Annotated in this window: 11 protein-coding genes; 7 read left to right on the top strand and 4 right to left on the bottom strand. The window is 65.4% G+C overall.

Annotated features, from left to right (window positions below):
• Positions 1–62: 62 nt before the first annotated feature.
• The 3 genes from KY501_RS32220 to KY501_RS32210 all read left to right on the top strand — a co-directional run bounded on the left by KY501_RS32220 (position 63) and on the right by KY501_RS32210 (position 4,236).
• Positions 63–830: a nuclear transport factor 2 family protein gene (locus KY501_RS32220; RefSeq protein ID WP_224367507.1), complete on the top strand. Its 768-nt coding sequence runs from the start codon at positions 63–65 to the stop codon at positions 828–830.
• 67 nt (positions 831–897) lie between these two features.
• Entirely contained in the window at positions 898–1,485 is a 588-nt protein-coding gene (locus tag KY501_RS32215; RefSeq protein ID WP_224367506.1) for a TMEM175 family protein, read from the top strand.
• A 126-nt stretch (positions 1,486–1,611) separates the two neighbouring features.
• Entirely contained in the window at positions 1,612–4,236 is a 2,625-nt protein-coding gene (locus KY501_RS32210) for an RCC1 domain-containing protein (RefSeq protein ID WP_224367505.1), read from the top strand.
• Positions 4,237–4,299: 63 nt separating this feature from the next.
• Here the strand turns inward: KY501_RS32210 and KY501_RS32205 are convergent, their stop codons facing one another.
• A complete protein-coding gene (locus KY501_RS32205; protein WP_224367504.1) occupies positions 4,300–5,775 on the bottom strand; it encodes a Crp/Fnr family transcriptional regulator in 1,476 nt (491 codons plus the stop codon).
• Positions 5,776–5,952: 177 nt separating this feature from the next.
• Between KY501_RS32205 and KY501_RS32200 the strand changes: the two genes are divergently transcribed.
• From KY501_RS32200 to KY501_RS32190, 3 genes are all read left to right on the top strand, one after another.
• Positions 5,953–6,726, top strand: coding sequence for an SIR2 family NAD-dependent protein deacylase (locus KY501_RS32200; RefSeq protein ID WP_224367503.1), 774 nt, complete (start codon positions 5,953–5,955; stop codon positions 6,724–6,726).
• Between the two features lie 148 nt (positions 6,727–6,874).
• On the top strand, positions 6,875–7,753 hold the full coding sequence (gene serB / locus KY501_RS32195) for a phosphoserine phosphatase SerB (protein WP_224367502.1): 879 nt from the start codon (positions 6,875–6,877) through the stop codon (positions 7,751–7,753).
• Positions 7,753–8,418 (top strand): HAD family hydrolase, encoded by a 666-nt coding sequence (locus tag KY501_RS32190; RefSeq protein WP_224367500.1) that lies wholly within the window; start codon positions 7,753–7,755, stop codon positions 8,416–8,418. Before serB ends, KY501_RS32190 begins: the two co-directional genes overlap by 1 nt.
• A gap of 52 nt (positions 8,419–8,470) precedes the next feature.
• Here the strand turns inward: KY501_RS32190 and KY501_RS32185 are convergent, their stop codons facing one another.
• Positions 8,471–10,285, bottom strand: coding sequence for a sigma 54-interacting transcriptional regulator (locus KY501_RS32185; RefSeq protein WP_224367498.1), 1,815 nt, complete (start codon positions 10,283–10,285; stop codon positions 8,471–8,473).
• Positions 10,286–10,524: 239 nt separating this feature from the next.
• On the opposite strand from KY501_RS32185, the gene KY501_RS32180 reads away from it, so the two are divergent.
• The gene (locus KY501_RS32180; protein WP_224367496.1) at positions 10,525–11,580 is read left to right on the top strand and encodes an ADYC domain-containing protein; all 1,056 of its coding nucleotides are present in this window, start codon (positions 10,525–10,527) and stop codon (positions 11,578–11,580) included.
• 7 nt (positions 11,581–11,587) lie between these two features.
• Here KY501_RS32180 and KY501_RS32175 read toward each other — a convergent pair whose 3' ends face one another.
• Both KY501_RS32175 and KY501_RS32170 read right to left on the bottom strand, forming a co-directional pair.
• Positions 11,588–14,863: a serine/threonine-protein kinase gene (locus tag KY501_RS32175; RefSeq protein WP_224367494.1), complete on the bottom strand. Its 3,276-nt coding sequence runs from the start codon at positions 14,861–14,863 to the stop codon at positions 11,588–11,590.
• A 221-nt stretch (positions 14,864–15,084) separates the two neighbouring features.
• A complete protein-coding gene (locus tag KY501_RS32170; protein WP_224367492.1) occupies positions 15,085–15,543 on the bottom strand; it encodes a hypothetical protein in 459 nt (152 codons plus the stop codon).
• Positions 15,544–15,683: the final 140 nt, after the last annotated feature.

The following is a 15,683-nucleotide window of genomic DNA, read 5'->3' as shown; positions in this document are numbered from 1 at the left end:
TCTCGAAAGCGGAACGCTCGTTCCGCTTTGTGCTCCACTCTTGCTCCCCGATGGAGGTCCCGATGAACCAGCGGACTCCCCGAGAGGTTCTGCGGCTATTCCATGGTGCGATGAAGGCGAAATCCGCGGACGCTCTGGCCGATCTGTATGCGCCGAATGGCGTTCACGAGTTCTCCTTCGCAACGCCGAACGTCCCTCCGGCCTACGTCGGCCGCGAGGCCGTCCGTGAGGGCTACCGCAAGGGGTGGAACAACCACCCGCTCACGATCGAGTCGATCGAGGATGTGTTCGTCCATGAGTCGACTGATCCGGAAGTCGTCATCGGGCAGTGGCGGGTGAAGGGCACGGTGGTAGCGACCGGGCGCGCAGTGACGCTCACGGGTCTTCTCGAGCTGCGCGTGCGCGAGGGAGTCATCGTGCATACGCGCGACTTCATGGATGTGCTCGGGGTTGCCAACGCACTCGGTCGAGTGCCGTTCAGCGACGCGGCTGCCATGTCGAACAAGCGGCTCGTCGAGCGCTATTTCGCTGCATGGAACTCGGGGGATGTCGGCGCGTTCGCGGACATCCTGGGCGATGACTACGTGGACCATGCGCACCGCGAGCTCGTCGGCGTCCCAGCGATTGGCACCGCGGTCACCAAGTTCCGTGAGGAGAACCCCACCGTGCAGGTTCGACTCGAGTCCCTCATCGCCGAGGGCCCGAACGTCGCGGCACGCAGCGTCATCTCCTTCACCCGCGATGGACAGGGTATCGAGCGGCGCGGCCTTGTCCTCTTCCGAGTCTCGGATGGGAAGCTTCGTGAGCAATGGAGCACTTACGGGGCTTGAGCAAGATTCTTCAGGTCGGTCTGGAGGACGATTGCATCCCGGAGGGACTGCGGCCCTAACCTGCCGCATGACCAAGGGACGACTGGAAGCCTTCAGCGACGGCGTTATCGCCATTCTCATCACCATCATGGTGCTGGAGCTGAAGACACCGCACACCGCGGACCTCGCGGCGCTCAAGCAGTTGGCTCCCGTGCTGTCGGCGTACGTGGTGAGCTTCGTATACATCGGCATCTACTGGACCAATCACCACCACCTGCTCCACGCCACCGAGCGGGTGGATGGCAAGATCCTGTGGGCCAACCTGCACCTGTTGTTCTGGCTGTCGCTGATACCCTTCGTGACGTCGTGGTGGGATGAGACCGAGTTCGCCCCCTTGCCCACGGCCATCTACGGCGGCGTCTTGTTGCTGGCAGGAGTGGCGTACACCCTCCTGCAGAACCTGATCATCGCGGCGCAGGGGCCGAACTCGAAGCTCAAGCAAGCGATCGGGCGGGATACCAAGGGGAAGCTGTCCGCGCTGCTGTACCTGTTGGCCATTCCCCTGGCGCTGCTCGTGTCTCCGTGGATCGCTGACGGGGTGTATCTGCTCGTGGCGCTGGTATGGCTGGTGCCGGACCGGCGCATCGAGCGCAAGCTGGAAGGTCGTCCCGGGTGATCAGCGGTTGGAGACGTACCAGGTGCAATCGCTGAAACCCGTGAAATCCTTTGGGAAAAGCTATTTTACTGCTACAGGGCGCTTCGTCAGGTGGGCTGGACTGCTCGCCAAGTCGAGGTGTGTTCCATGTTGAGACAGTTGATGTGGGCCGTGCTGTGGGCGCTGTGCGTGACAGGCTGTGGGGTGGATGGCTCGGGAGGCGAATCGCTGCCCGTCGAGACCAAGGACTCAAGAGCCGTGGCTGCTGCGCTTGTCACCAGCAGCACCGTGACGAAGGCGCTCTCCGCCGGCAACTCCCACTCGTTGGCCCTGCGCACGGACGGCTCGGTGTGGGCCTGGGGACTGAACTCGGATGGGCAGCTCGGCAACGGGACGCAGACGCTTGCCAACGTCCCGGTCCGCGTCCCTGGGCTTCCCGCCATCCTGGCGATCTCCGCGGGCAGGAGCCACTCGCTGGCACTCGGCGTGGACGGCACGGTCTGGGCCTGGGGGCAGAACAGCTTCGGCCAGCTCGGTGATGGAACGACGACTCGCCGCCTGAGTCCCGTGTCCGTGGCCATTCCGGGAGGAGCCGTGGCCATCGCGGGAGGACTGACCCACTCGCTGGCCATCGCCGCTGATGGCAGCGTCTACGCGTGGGGCACCAACACCTATGGCCAGCTTGGCGATGGGACGACGAGCACCCGGCTGACGCCCGGCCGCATCAACCTGCCCGTCAGTGCCGTGGCCGTCTCGGCGGGGTGGTACCACTCGATGGCCCTGGGGGCGAACGGAACCGTGTGGACGTGGGGCCGCAACCTCAATGGGCAGATCGGCAATGGGAGCGCCTCGAGCGTCAATCAGCTCACGCCGTACTCGGTGAATCTGGTGCTCCCAGCCACCGCCATTGCCGCCGGAGCCACCCACTCGTTGGCGCTGCTCTCCAACCAGAGCGCGGTGGGGTGGGGACAGAACACCAATGGGCAGCTGGGCAACGGGACGACCGCCACGGCGCAGAGCACGCCCGTGGCGGTGGCTCTCACGGGGGCGGTGAAGTCCATCGCCACGGGAGGCAACTTCTCGCTGGCCATCGACTCCACGGGGGCCGCCTGGTCCTGGGGACAGAACACCTTGGGCCAGCTCGGTGACGGGACGACGACTCAGCGCACCAGCCCTGTGCGAGTGCAGGGGTTGGGTGATGCGCTCGCGGTCTCCGCGGGACTCTTCCACGCTCTGGCGCTGCGCCCCGGCTGCCCGTTCTGGGCCTGGGGGCAGAATACCTCGGGCCAGTTGGGTGACGGCACACTCGCCAATCAGCTCACGCTGACTCAGACGCAACTGCTGAACATCTACTTCTACGATCTCGAGGGCGATGGCTATGGCGCCGAGCTGCTTCCTCCCGAGGAAGGCTGCCAGCCCCCAAGCGTCGAGTACGTGGAGAATGGCTTGGACTGCGATGACTTCGATCCCGCGATCCACCCCGGGGCCGCCGAGGTGTGCGACGGCCTGGATAACGACTGTGACGGGGTGTCGGATGAGGGGAACACCTCCTTCTACCGAGATGCGGATGGGGATGGCTATGGCAACCCGGCTGACGTGGTACAGACGTGCGCGCAGCCTTCGGGGTACGTGTCGAACTCCAGCGACTGCAACGACAACAACTCCAGTGCGCATCCCGGGGGCACCGAGGTTTGCGATGGGGTGGACAATAACTGCAATGGCTCCATTGACGAGGGAATCCCCCTGAACACCTTCTACCGTGACGCGGATGGGGACGGTCGGGGCAATCCTTCCGTGAGCACCCAGGCCTGCCTGGCGCCCGCGGGCTATGTGTCCAACTCCAGCGACTGCAACGATGCTGACGCCACCCTGCCTCGCAGTTTCTACATGGATCGAGATGGGGATGGGTACGGCGACCCTGCTTCCTTTGGCTCCGCTCCTTTTGGATGCGCCCCGCCCGCAGGCTACGTGGCCAACAACAGCGATTGCAAAGACGTCAACGCCAGCGTGCACCCCGGAGCTCCCGAGGTATGCAATGGAATGGACGACAACTGCAATCAGATCATCGACGAAGGCTTGAGCAGCAACACCTACTACTATGACGGGGATGGGGACGGTCGGGGCAATCCTTCCGCAAGCACCCAGGCGTGCTCGGCGCCGATAGGCTATGTGTCCAACTCCAGCGATTGCAACGATGCCGACGCCAGTCTGCCTCGCAATTTCTCCATGGATCGAGATGGGGATGGGTACGGCGACCCTGCTTCTTTTGGCGCCCCCCCCTTTGGATGCACTCCGCCCGCGGGCTACGCCGCCAATTCCAGTGACTGCAACGATCTCAACGCCAGCGCGCATCCTGGCGCCGCTGAGGTTTGTGATGGGGTGGATAACAACTGCAACGGGTCCGTTGATGAAGGCTTCAGCATGAACACCTTCTACCGTGACGCGGATGCGGATGGTCGGGGCAATCCTTCCGTGAGCACCCAAGCCTGTCTGGCGCCTGCGGGCTATGTGTCGAACTCCAGCGACTGCAACGATGCCGACGCCAGTCTGCCTCGCAGTTTCTACATGGATCGAGATGGGGATGGGTACGGCGACCCTGCTTCTTTTGGCGCCAATCCTTTTGGATGCGCCCCGCCCGCAGGCTACGTGGCCAACAACAGCGACTGCAAAGACATCAACGCCAGCGTGCACCCCGGAGCTCCCGAGGTATGCAATGGAATGGACGACAACTGCAACGGCTTCGTTGACGACGGGATCGCCTGCGCTCATTGATTGAGACATGAGCCGCTGCAGGTGGGGGCCAGAAGATGCCTCCTGTCACCGCCCGGGGGGAATTCACCCCCCCGATGCCGGGAGTAGGATGAGCTGGGCGCTCTCCCGGGCGACTACCTTCAGGGAGTCCTGAGCTTTCATGAGCGTTGAGCCCCGAGTGCTGCTCCACGACTTCGCCTGCTGGAGCTCAACGGCCCCCGCGAGCACGAACAGGGACGTGCCCGACGGGATGGAGAGCGCTTCATTCCCGGCCAGCTCCCGGTGTTCACCCTGGCGAAGCCACGCCAGCCGCTCCTTCCGGGAGAGGGGCGCATAGAGAGTGCTCTCGCGGGCCAGATCATCGAAGCGCCGCTCCGCGAAGGTTCGCCACACCTCCTGCCGCACCGAGGCGTAGGCCTCCAGCACCGGCACCAGCGCCGCGCGCGGGATGCGGACCACCGTTGAGACGGTGGCGGTGCGGATGGAAGCGGAGCGGCGCTCGCCGGAGAGGATCGAGATCTCTCCGAACACAGCCCCGCTGCCCAGCACATCCACCACTTTGTCCTCGGGGCCCTCGCGGAGCACGTAGGCCGCGCCGCGCGCCAGCAGGTACAGCTCATCATTCGAATCTCCCTGGCGGAAGACGTACTGTCCGGCGGGAATGACGAGCTGCTCGGCCTGTTCGGCCAGGGCCTTGAGCGCCCGCGTGCCGAGGTGGGAGAGCAGAGGCGCGGTACGCAGCAGCCGTATCACCTCGGCGCGCCACAGCCGCGAGGTCCCCGGCAGCCGCCGCGCGAGGCTCCGGAGGGTCTCCGTCGGCTGGCGCAGCTTGCGTTGGCCCACGGCGAGCGCCAGCCGCATCACATTGGCCGCGCTCAGGGGCACCATCGTCAACAGCCCATGGCCCTCGGCGTAGCCCGGGTTGGTGTCCAGGAAGAAGTGGGCCGCGGGCTTGCCGCACCGCCGCCAATGGTCACGCTCCTCCACCGTCTCGCGCGTCTTCCAACCCACCCGCCGCACCAGCGGCCGCTCCGGATCCACTCTCTCCAGGCCGAACTCACCGGCCAGCTTCTCCATGAAAGCCTGCAGCTCCGGCGGAGTGCTCTGCCCGCGCTGGGGCCAAATGGTGCCAAAGTGGTGGGCCAGCAGGGTGTAGCTGGACGGATGAACCAACGAACCCAGGTAGTACGCCTTGCGACCCGGGTTGCGGAGCATGTAGCCCAGAAGCCGCTTCAACCCGAAGCGCACGGTGATGCTGCAGCCCCGGTAGGCGCGCAGCGAGCCTGCCTCCGCGCGGAACACTGCGCAGGGTTGACCGGCCAGCTGCCGCTCGAAGACATGCAGGGCGAAGTACCCGACAATCGCTCCCGCCTCGTTGCGGTGGACCTGGATCCAGGTGTGCTCCGCCTTCGACTCGACGACGTATTGGGAGAAGGCCTCCTTCTCCACGCCGTCGAAGATCTGCTGGTGGACCGCGTAGAGCGCCTCGGTGAGCTGGCGGCGTTGCTCGGCGGAGAGGGCGTGGGGATTGATGACTTCGGTGCGGGTGATGCGGGGCATGCGGACTGTTCCTCGGAGCTGGGGCTGGGGCTGGGGGGGCCTGCCAGACACCCGGTAGACTGTCCGAGATGGTCGTCCCGTGCGGTGAAGCGCCTCACTCCGCCCGAGTGAAGGGCTTCACGTCCGCTGCTCCCCTCTCTGCGGTGACACAAGAGCAGGTGCGCTAGGCTTACCGCTATGGCCGCCACCCTCACGAGCGATGTCGAGATACACGAGCTGCGTGCCCAGCTCCAAGCCACGGCCTGGCGCCACATCGTAGTCCTCACTGGCGCGGGCATCTCCGTGGCCTCGGGGCTCCCCACATACCGGGGGCCCGGCGGGCTGTGGACCCGCCCTGACATCGAGGAAGTCCCCGACGCGGCCATGTTGGCCCGCGATCCCGCTCGTATCTGGACCCTCTTCGGGCCTCTGCGTGGCTCCATCCTCACGGCAGCCCCCAATCCGGCCCACCTCGCGCTGGCGGACTGGGAGGCCCGGAGCCCGGAGACCACCTCCTTCACCCTCCTGACGCAGAACGTGGATGGGCTTCACGGCCGCGCGGGAAGCCGCAATATCGTCGAGCTCCACGGCGCTTTGCTCCGCACGCGCTGCTGCAACCCCGCCTGTACCCTGTCTCCCTTCGAGGACACCGCCGAGCACCCAGCACCCCCGTTGTGCACGGTGTGTGGCCAACCCTTGCGCCCCGACATCACCTTGTTCGACGAGCCACTGCCCGTGGATGCTGAGTGGGCCGCCAAGAAGGCTCTGCGCGAGTGCGAGCTCTTCCTCGCCATCGGTACCTCCGGCACGGTGGCTCCCGCGTCCAACTTCGTCCGCGGCGCGAAGTACGCGGGGGCCCGGACGCTCTTGGTCAACCTCACCCCGATGCAGCCCCGCCACCCGGACTTCGACATCGAGGTGCTGGGCCGCGCCGAGCGCGTTCTGCCGCTCCTGCTCGGCGCAGCCTCCTGAAGGGAGGACTCTGGCTTGGCCAGGGCATGTGCGAGCCTGGCTCCTGCGCAAGCGCCACATCAGGCTGCGGGGTGTTGAGACTCACGACAGCCAAGAGACCGACTTGCCGCTTGCGGTGGGGTCGGCGATCAGCCACATACAGAGTTCCATGCTTTTCGCCATCACGCTCGTCAGCTTCGAGCCAGACGCTCTCGCCGCTGGGACCTCTGCGGTCGCAGGCTTGGGCCTCCCCATCAAGGAAACCGCTCGACTGGGTCCCCAGGCAGTGGACCTCCTCATCGAGGCCACCGATCGCGCCGCCCTGCGTGCCGCGGCCGAAGGGGCGCTCGCTGGCCTGCCGGTCGATGTCTGCGTCCAGCCGGCCGAGGGGCGGAAGAAGCGCCTGCTGGTCGCCGATATGGACTCCACCATCATCGGCTGCGAGTGCATCGACGAACTGGCCGACTACGCCGGCGTCAAGGCCGAGATCGCCGAGATCACCGAGCGGGCCATGCGGGGGGAACTCGCCTTCGAGGGTGCCCTGGTCGAGCGGGTCCGCAAGCTGAAGGGGCTGCACCGTTCGGCCCTGCAGACCTGTTTCGACGAGCGGGTGCGGCTGAATCCCGGCGCCAAGACCCTGGTGAAGACCATGGCCGCCCATGGCGCGCGCTGCGTGCTCGTCAGCGGAGGCTTCACCTTCTTCTCCGACCGCGTGGCCTTGGCCGCCGGCTTTCACGACAGCCGGGCCAACGTTCTGCTGGAGGAGGGCGAAGTCCTGTCCGGCGCGGTGGGCGAGCCGATCCTGGGCCGCGAAGCCAAACTGGCTACGCTTCAGAGAGAAGCGGCGGCTCTTGGCATCACTCCCGAACAAACCCTCGCCGTCGGCGACGGAGCCAACGATCTGGCCATGATCGAGGCGGCAGGTCTCGGCGTCGCCTATCGCGCCAAGCCGGTGGTGGCGGCCCAGGCTCGCGCGCGGGTGGACCATTTCGATCTCACCGCCATGCTCTACTTCCAGGGCTACCGCGCCGAGGAGTTCGCCAGCTGATGTCCTTCCCGCGCCGCATCAACGCCGTCGTCTTCGACATGGATGGCCTGCTGGTCGACACCGAGACGGTCTACGCCGCGGCCCTGGAGCGGGCCGGACGGGAGTTCGGTGTGGTCGTCGATCGCGAGGTCTATTGCTCCATGATCGGCCACACCCAGGTGGTGTCCACCCAGATCCTGCTCGACCGCTATGGCAGCGACTTCCCGACCGACGCCTACTGGGCGCGCGCCTGGAGCGAGATCGAGGACATGCTGCAGGTGCAACTGCAGCTGAAGGCCGGCGTCGTCGAGTTGCTCGACTACCTCGACGAATTGAGCCTCCCGCGAGCCATCGCCACCTCCGCAAGCCCCATCCAGGTGGACGGCTATCTCGGCCGGCTGGGCATTCGTAAGCGCTTCCATGCCGTGGTGACGGGGCCGGAGGTCGCCAACAAGAAGCCGCATCCGGAGCCGTATCTGACCGCCGCCGCGCGGCTGGGCGCCGATCCTCTGCACTGCCTGGCGCTGGAGGACAGCCACGCCGGCGTCTCCGCGGCGCATGGGGCGGGGATGATGACGGTGATGGTGCCTGACCTGCTCGCTCCCAACGAGGACGCCCGCGCGAAGTGCGTCCACATCGCCGAGAGCCTGCATCACGTGCTGGCGCTGCTCAAACGAGCCGCCTGATATCGCCAGTCGGCTGGTTGCCGTATTGAACCCAACGAACTCCCCGCGGGTTTTATCGCCCGCGGGAGGGGAGCTTGTACTGCCTGAGCTTGGTTGTGAAGGTGCGCAGCGGCATACCGATGAGCTGCGCGGCACGCGTCTGCACTCCGCCGGTGGCCTCCAGCGCCTCCGACATGCGCTGACGCTCCAACTCACGCACCTCCTCGGCCAGGAGGCGAAAGGAACGAGCAGACTCCGCGGGAGACTCTCCGGGGTGTTGCCCTTCCACAACGGCCTGGAGCGCAGTGGGCTCCGGGGCGGGAGGCGTGGGCGGGCCCAGGGAGGCGGGGAGGTGCGAGGGCTCGATGATGGTTCCCCGGGCTGTGACTGCCGCATACTCCATGACGCTCTTCAACTCGCGGACATTGCCAGGCCAGGAATGAGCCGCCAGCACCCCCATGGCGGCAGCGGAGAGTTGAAGGAGCGGACGGCCCGCCTGCGAACACGCCTCCGCTAGGAACGCTTGTGCCAGCAAGGGCAGCTCGCGCGCCCTCTCTCTCAGCGGCGGGAGGATCACCACCGCCGTGGACAGGCGGTAGAACAGATCCTGCCGGAAGCGGCCTGCCTTCACCTCGTCCGCCAGCACCCGGTGGGTGGCAGCCACGATGCGGAGGTCCACCTCGTGCTCACGCGAGCTCCCCAGCCGGGTGATACGCTTTTGATCCAGCGCACGCAGCAGCTTGGCCTGCACGGCCAGCGAGAGCTCGGCCACTTCGTCCAGGAAGAGGGTGCCGCCGCTGGCCTGCTCGAACAACCCCTCGCGTGATTTGTCCGCGCCAGAGAAGGCGCCACGCTCGTAGCCAAAGAGCTCGCTCTCCACGAGGTTTTCAGGCAGGGCGGCACAGTTGAGCGCCAGGAAGCGCTTGCCCGCGCGTGGCGACCAATGGTGGACGGCCCAGGCCGCGTTCTCCTTGCCCGCGCCCGTCTCGCCGTGGATGAGGACGGGGAGGGGACTGGGGGCCAGGCGCCGCAACAGCTCGAAGAGCCCCACCATGGAGGGATCGGCCACGAGTACGGCCCGCCCGCCCAGCGGTAGGCGGTAGAGCGAGGGGCCGCTGACCTGCAGGCCCCCGCCAGGCGCCGCCAACGCCGCAGCCCGCGCGGCAGCCAGGAGCGCGTCGGCGTCAAGCCCATCCTGGGGTGCGGAGGCCAGGCCGGCCCGCACCTCAGGCACTCTCAGGCGGAGCGTCTCCAGGAGCTGTTGAGCGGCAGCCTTGGCTTCCTCCTCCTCCAGTTCAGGCATCACCACGATCAGCGAGCTCCCCACCTGGCCCGTCAGATCCATCAGCCGTAAACCCTGGCCGGCTTCTCGCACCAGTTCGACCATGGGGATACTGCAGGCGCCAAGTTCCAATGCGATGACGCTCAGCACGCGCTCATAGCTCAGCACGCGCTCGATTTCCTCGGCCAGCCGCCCCCGCAGGGCAGTGGCGTCCAGCGAAGGGCGCAGGGGCAGGATTCTATCCCCACAATGGAAGACAAGCGTGACATGGCCGAGCGTCACCACGTCACCGCTCCGGAGCGGCTGTGCCCCAACGATCCGCTCACCGTTGAGCCGGACGCCGTTATGGCTCTCCAGGTCTTCGATGCGGACCCCTCCTTCTTCCACGAGCACCCGCGCATGCTGGCGGCTCACCGAGGGGTCCTCTACACGGATATCCGCCGTGGCCAACCTGCCCACCAGTAGGGTGCCGCTGCGGGGCAGCGAACACAGCGCGGAGGAGCCACCGTCCAGAACGAGCAGGTACCGTCGCCCCGCCGCCACGGGAGATGCTTTGGGGACAGAGCGCCGGGCATCCTCGGTCGTCATCGTGTCGGGGGGCAACATGCCGGGAGGATGCCCTCATCGCGGAAGTGCAGGCAAGCAGCCTTGCCCCAGGATGTATGGGAACAGACTGAACCCAAGGCGGTTGTTGCTCAGCCACGGCAATCATCGCCTAGCGCTACGCCATGATTGCCTACCTGGTCACGGGAACTCCTTCGCCTGGCCCGGACTGAAGCACTGGCATGTCCCTTGCTCAGCACTCGCCTCGCAACACGTAGGCATCCAGAAAGCGAGAGACACCCTTGAGAGACGAACTGAATTGCCGCACTGCCATAACGCTGATGACGCTGGTGATCAGTTGTTGGGCCACCGTGGCGGCCGCAAATGAGGGACATGGAAATTGCTCGCCGTGCCAGGAACCCAACGGCAGGGGAATCTATATCAACAGGGAGGCTGACTACTGCGTCCAAGACAAAGAAAAACGCCGATTCTGCCCGGAAGCGTTTGTCCAGACGCATGACGGTGTCGAACTCAAAGGGCGGCGCTTTCCTGCGTCGGCGAATCCCGCGGAAGAATACGTGGAGAGTTATAAACTCTCTGCGACCTTCGAGCTCGGTCCCAACCAAGGAGCGACTCCGGTGATCCTGACTCGCGTCACAACGGGGCCCAGGCTTTCCTTTCGTTTTAGGTCCAGCAACGGCATGGGCGAAGCAAGTGGGGCGAATCTGCACAAGTTGCGCATCTCTATCAACGAGAAAGTGTTTCCTCTGAGTGCGGCCCTCACCTTCGTGGAGCACGAGGTGGCATTGCCCGGGAAACACGGCCGGTCCTATTGGTATGAGGGCAAATGGGATTCGAAGGAATACTGCTCGGACAAGAACAGGCTGTTCTTGCTCCCCGGCAAATCAGTCGATGCCCAGAGGGGGAGGGTCACCAACGCCGGAACTGGAACAGTTACCCTGGCCTGCCAAACTGGAGCCATCGCCAAATGCATGGACTGGGGTTACAACCCCAGTGCGATCTCCTTCGCGGACGATGTCGAGAATCAGCTCCTCGGCGCATGCATCCAGGCAAAGCGTGCTGCCTACTTCGCCAGGTTCGGCGATTTCGAGAGCTATACGGTAGACGGGAAAAAGCTCAACATCAAAGACCGCGAAGGTGTCTTGACGGCGAACCCCCGTCCATTGGAAGCAGTCTGGACAGAAGACGGCGCACTGTGTTTCAACCGCGATCTACACCGTGCGATCGAGGTTGATATACCCAAACCCCCGCAAGAGCCGCTGGAATGCGGCGATGAGTTCAACAGATGGTTTGGGAAGGGGGGGATCCTCGCTACAGGGCAGTATCCGCAGAAATGAAGAGGGCTCACGGCTTCGTTGAGGGAGATGCTTCGAGAGCCCTGCTCAGTTCCTCCACCTTGCTCATCGGTTCTGCATACTCACGCCGGAGCAGGGGGTTGATCTCGATGGCCCGGGCGAATGAGAAGCGGGCCTGAAGCACCGCGTCGCGGCGCTCCGTCGCCTCCCGCGCCATCCGCGTCCGGGCCAGCAGCAGCCCTCCGCGGATGGCGTGGGCGTGCGCTAGGCTCGGATCGAGTTTGAGAGCCAACTCCACCTGCGCCAGTCCCTCGCCAAGCGAAGTACGCGCCCTGTCAGGCGGCGAGGCCTGCGCAAGCCGCCAGTGCACCCGCGCCAGCTCCTGGTGGGCTTCGGCGGAGGGCTGCAGCTTCACGGCGGAGCGTGCCTTGTCTGCAGCCTGTTGGAGGAATGGCAGGCCTGACCTGCCCTGGCGCTCCTCCCATTCCGCCGCCACCAGCTCCATCCGTGCTCCCGTGACCCAGCAATCAGCCCAATTGGGAGCATACTGATAGGCGCTCTTCAAAGCCTGACGCCCTGCCTCGAGCGCGGCACTGGGATCGCGGCCTGCCCGCATTTCCTGGACTGCCATGAGAAGGTGGGCCTGCGCACGGAAGAGATGGCTGGGTCCGAAATTGGCTCTGAGGTTCAGTGCGCGCTCCACGTACTGAAGCGCCTGCTCCAGGGAGGGTCGCGGGTCCCCGCCAGAATCGATCAGGTACCGCGCCTGGATCAGGTACGTCATGGCCATGTTGTTCACGGGCGGGAAGTAGCCCTTGTCGAGGGTGAGGCTCTGCTCACCGGCCTGGAGCGCCTTGCGCACCTCGACCTCGGGGTTGAGCCCACGCTCCAGGCCGTACTCCGCCATCGCATTGCACAGGAGAATCAAGTTCGCGTATGCATTGAGATAGCTCGGATCGAACCGCAGGGCCTGCTCGAAGCGGCGAATCGCCTCCGCATAGTCCTCGCGCGGATCCTGGCCATGACTCCGCAGGAAATCCCCCTGAGAGAGGTGCACCAGTGCCAGGTCATTGAGTCCCCAGGGATAGGCAGGCTGGATTTCGAGCGCCTGGGTGAGCTTCGCACGGGCCTCGGCCCACGCTGGGCGAGGATCCCTCTGGTTCTGATCCTCGTAAAGGGCCAGCGTGTGGTACCCGATCCCCAGCGCGTCGTAGGCGTAGACATCCCGCGGATTCAGTTCCACGGCGCGTGAGCCGATCTCGATCCACTCCCGAAGAAGAGGTTCCAGCGCCGGATGGAGACGACTGCCGTCGTTGCTCAGCCACCGATACCGCCGCCACAAGGCATAGGCCTTCTGGGTGTATGCCGCCGAGCGCAGTGGGGCTGCCTGTATCTCCTTGCCGCTGGCCGCCAACACTCGTTCCAGGGCCTCCTCAGGCGATCTTCCCTGGTGCCGATCCACCTCCGCGGATTGCAGCCACACCGCCGCGAGCGCTTCGTAGTTCCCCGCGTCGCTCTGCCCGCGCTCGATGGCCTGCTCATATAGGCTGCTCGCCTGTTGAAGGCTGGCCCGCGCCGCGTCACGATCGCCGTGCTCCAGTTGCTCGACGGCCCGGGCATAGGCCACGTCCCCGGCGAGCTTCCGCGCCTCATACATCCACGGCGCTGCCTGGGTGGCCTGTGCCGCCGCCCGCGCCGCCCCGTCATAGTCCAGCCGGTAGAAGGCAATGAGCCCTTCGAGGTAGAGGGGAGACTCCAGCTTCAGCCCCCGGCTGCGTTCGAGCGACTGGAGCGCCGGTTCCAGGTACTGCTTCTGGAGTTCCTGCTGCCGTCTGGCCACCCAGCTTGGGTTGCCGCTGCGCCGTGCATCCTCCAGGCTCCGACGGTACAGCTCGCCGAGCACCCGGCCATGGGCGTAGTGCACCTGGGGGGAATCCAGACCTTTTTCCCGCGCGCGCGTCAGCTCCTCGTTCGCCTTCTCGAACTCCTGCAGCATCAGGTGGCCGCGCCCCAGAGCGTAGTGAATAACGCCTTCACCATAGGCTCCCAGATCATGCGCCTGTGCCGCGATTCCCGACATGCGCTCGCGGACGAGCTGCTGCTCTGCCTGAGGGTCGTGAAGCGGAAGCACATAGGACATCCGCAGGAACCACTCGATCTCCTTGACCTGCTGTCCGATGTCCTCGGCCAGTCGCGCACGCTCCTCGGACTGCCGCTGGGTATGCCGCGCCTCCAGCCAGGACTGTACGCCCCAGGTCGCGAGGACCAGGATGCTGGCCAGCGAGATCCCCGAGACGGTCACCAGGGCCCGATGCTTCCGCGCATACCGCCGCAGCCGGTATTGCAGGCTCGGACGCCGACCCAGGATCGGATCTCCGTCCATATAGCGTCCGAGATCCTCGGCCAGGGCCCGGGCGGACGCATAGCGCTGGTCCGGATCCTTGCTCAGGCACTTGAGGACGATGATCTCCAGATCGCTGTCGAGGTGAGGCACTCTCGCCCGCGGAGGCAGCGGCTCCTCATGAAGCACCTTCCCCAGGAGCCCCACGAGCGTGTCGTCTGTGAATGGCGCTACTCCCGTGAGCAGCTCGTAGAGCGTCGCCCCCAAGCTGTAGACGTCCGAGCGGCGATCGATGTTTCGCAAATCGCCGCGGGCCTGCTCCGGAGCCATATACGACGGCGTCCCCATCAGCGCACCCGTCTCGGTGAGCCCATGTCCCTGGGTGGCTTCGTAGGCCAGGCCAAAATCCATCACGACGGGAGACAGGCGCCCATCCTCGTTCCGCCCGACCATGATGTTGGAGGGCTTGAGATCCCGGTGGATGACGCCGAGCCGGTGCGCCTCGTGTACGGCCGCGGCGACCTCTCTCATGACCTGCACTCGCTCAGGCAGTGACATGCCCGCGGCCAGCTGATCGAGCCGCTGACCTGCAACGAGCTGCATGGCGATGAAGGCCTTCCCGCCCACCTCACCGGTCTCATAGACCTTGCAGACGTTCGGGTGGTCGATGCGTGCCTGCGCCCGAGCCTCTCGGAGGAAGCGCATGGCCCGGTCCGGATCCGCCCCCCGGATGAACTTGAGCGCGACCAGACGATCCAGGCGCCGATCACGCGCCTTGTAGACCTCCCCCATGCCACCCCGGCCCAGCAATTCCAGCAACTCGTAGCGCTCCGAGCCAACTCCCGAGGCCACAGCCTTCTCCTCCACGGAAGCATGGGGAGCAGCCTGGGGCCCGAGGGTCAACGTGGGATTCCCGAGGGCGCCAGCATCGTCGGGGCCTCGGGCCGGACCGAGGCGAGGCTTGTCATCGTCGGGGCCTGCCATGGCGCCATACTATCTCAGCGCCAGCATGTCCTCTCGAGAGCAGGCACTTCGCGCGATGACCTTGCAACACTGCTCAAACACTGCTCTGCCCTGGGTACGAGCGCAATGGAGCAAAGCAAACAAGGGTCGCGATCCCTGGCGATGGCCAGGAACCGCGACCCGCTGTCAGGTGCCCCCTTCGAACCGGTTCAGGCGATGCCTGGAGTCGGTGCAGACCTTCCCTACGGATAGACCTGCTTGTTGAGGACTCCCGCCGGGGAATTGGATTGACCGCTGTGAGTGTTCAGGAGATCCGTCAGGTTGGCATCGAACGTGTAGATGTGAGTCTTCACAAGCGTGGTACCCGCGGGCTTCGGCACACCAGGCGCCTTGAAATAGAGGAACGCGGTCTTCTGGGCGCCATGCGCATTCACAGTCAGTGCGCTCGAGAGTACGCTGGACTGCCACGGCCCTGCGGGGGACTTGCTGATCAGCGCTCCATTCTGAGACTCGATCTGCAAGAAGACTCCAGTCATGTTGAGATGACCGTTGTTGGCGATGTTGACCCGGAACTTCCAGATCTCATTGACGTTGACCGCTCCCGCCGAGCCCTGCTCCACAGCCTCATCGACGATGCTCAGGGACACGGAGTTTGCGGGGTAGCTGCTCACTGCGATTTTGAATTCATCGAGAAACGCCATTGCTTGCTCCTTGTTGGGTGATGCGACGCCTCAAAGAGCAATGGTCGTGCCACGAGACTCTCCCCCCCGGCCCAGGGGGCCAGATGCATTTCGCCAGCAAACTGCGCAGGAATTGTTCAGCCTTGCCTGGAGAGGCTGAG

This window comes from Hyalangium versicolor (genome assembly GCF_020103695.1).
Lineage (GTDB): Bacteria > Myxococcota > Myxococcia > Myxococcales > Myxococcaceae > Hyalangium > Hyalangium versicolor.
The sequence above is the reverse complement of the archived record's forward strand: the minus strand, read 5'-3'. Positions and strand labels throughout refer to the sequence as shown.

What these genes read in the sequence shown, in the direction of transcription:
- KY501_RS32170 (WP_224367492.1), bottom strand. Translation starts at nt 15,543, where the DNA reads ATGGCGTTTCTCGATGAATTCAAAATCGCAGTGAGCAGCTACCCCGCA.
- KY501_RS32175 (WP_224367494.1), bottom strand. Translation starts at nt 14,863, where the DNA reads ATGGCAGGCCCCGACGATGACAAGCCTCGCCTCGGTCCGGCCCGAGGC.
- KY501_RS32185 (WP_224367498.1), bottom strand. Translation starts at nt 10,285, where the DNA reads ATGTTGCCCCCCGACACGATGACGACCGAGGATGCCCGGCGCTCTGTC.
- KY501_RS32210 (WP_224367505.1), top strand. Translation starts at nt 1,612, where the DNA reads ATGTTGAGACAGTTGATGTGGGCCGTGCTGTGGGCGCTGTGCGTGACA.
- KY501_RS32200 (WP_224367503.1), top strand. Translation starts at nt 5,953, where the DNA reads ATGGCCGCCACCCTCACGAGCGATGTCGAGATACACGAGCTGCGTGCC.
- KY501_RS32205 (WP_224367504.1), bottom strand. Translation starts at nt 5,775, where the DNA reads ATGCCCCGCATCACCCGCACCGAAGTCATCAATCCCCACGCCCTCTCC.
- KY501_RS32220 (WP_224367507.1), top strand. Translation starts at nt 63, where the DNA reads ATGAACCAGCGGACTCCCCGAGAGGTTCTGCGGCTATTCCATGGTGCG.
- serB (WP_224367502.1), top strand. Translation starts at nt 6,875, where the DNA reads ATGCTTTTCGCCATCACGCTCGTCAGCTTCGAGCCAGACGCTCTCGCC.
- KY501_RS32215 (WP_224367506.1), top strand. Translation starts at nt 898, where the DNA reads ATGACCAAGGGACGACTGGAAGCCTTCAGCGACGGCGTTATCGCCATT.
- KY501_RS32190 (WP_224367500.1), top strand. Translation starts at nt 7,753, where the DNA reads ATGTCCTTCCCGCGCCGCATCAACGCCGTCGTCTTCGACATGGATGGC.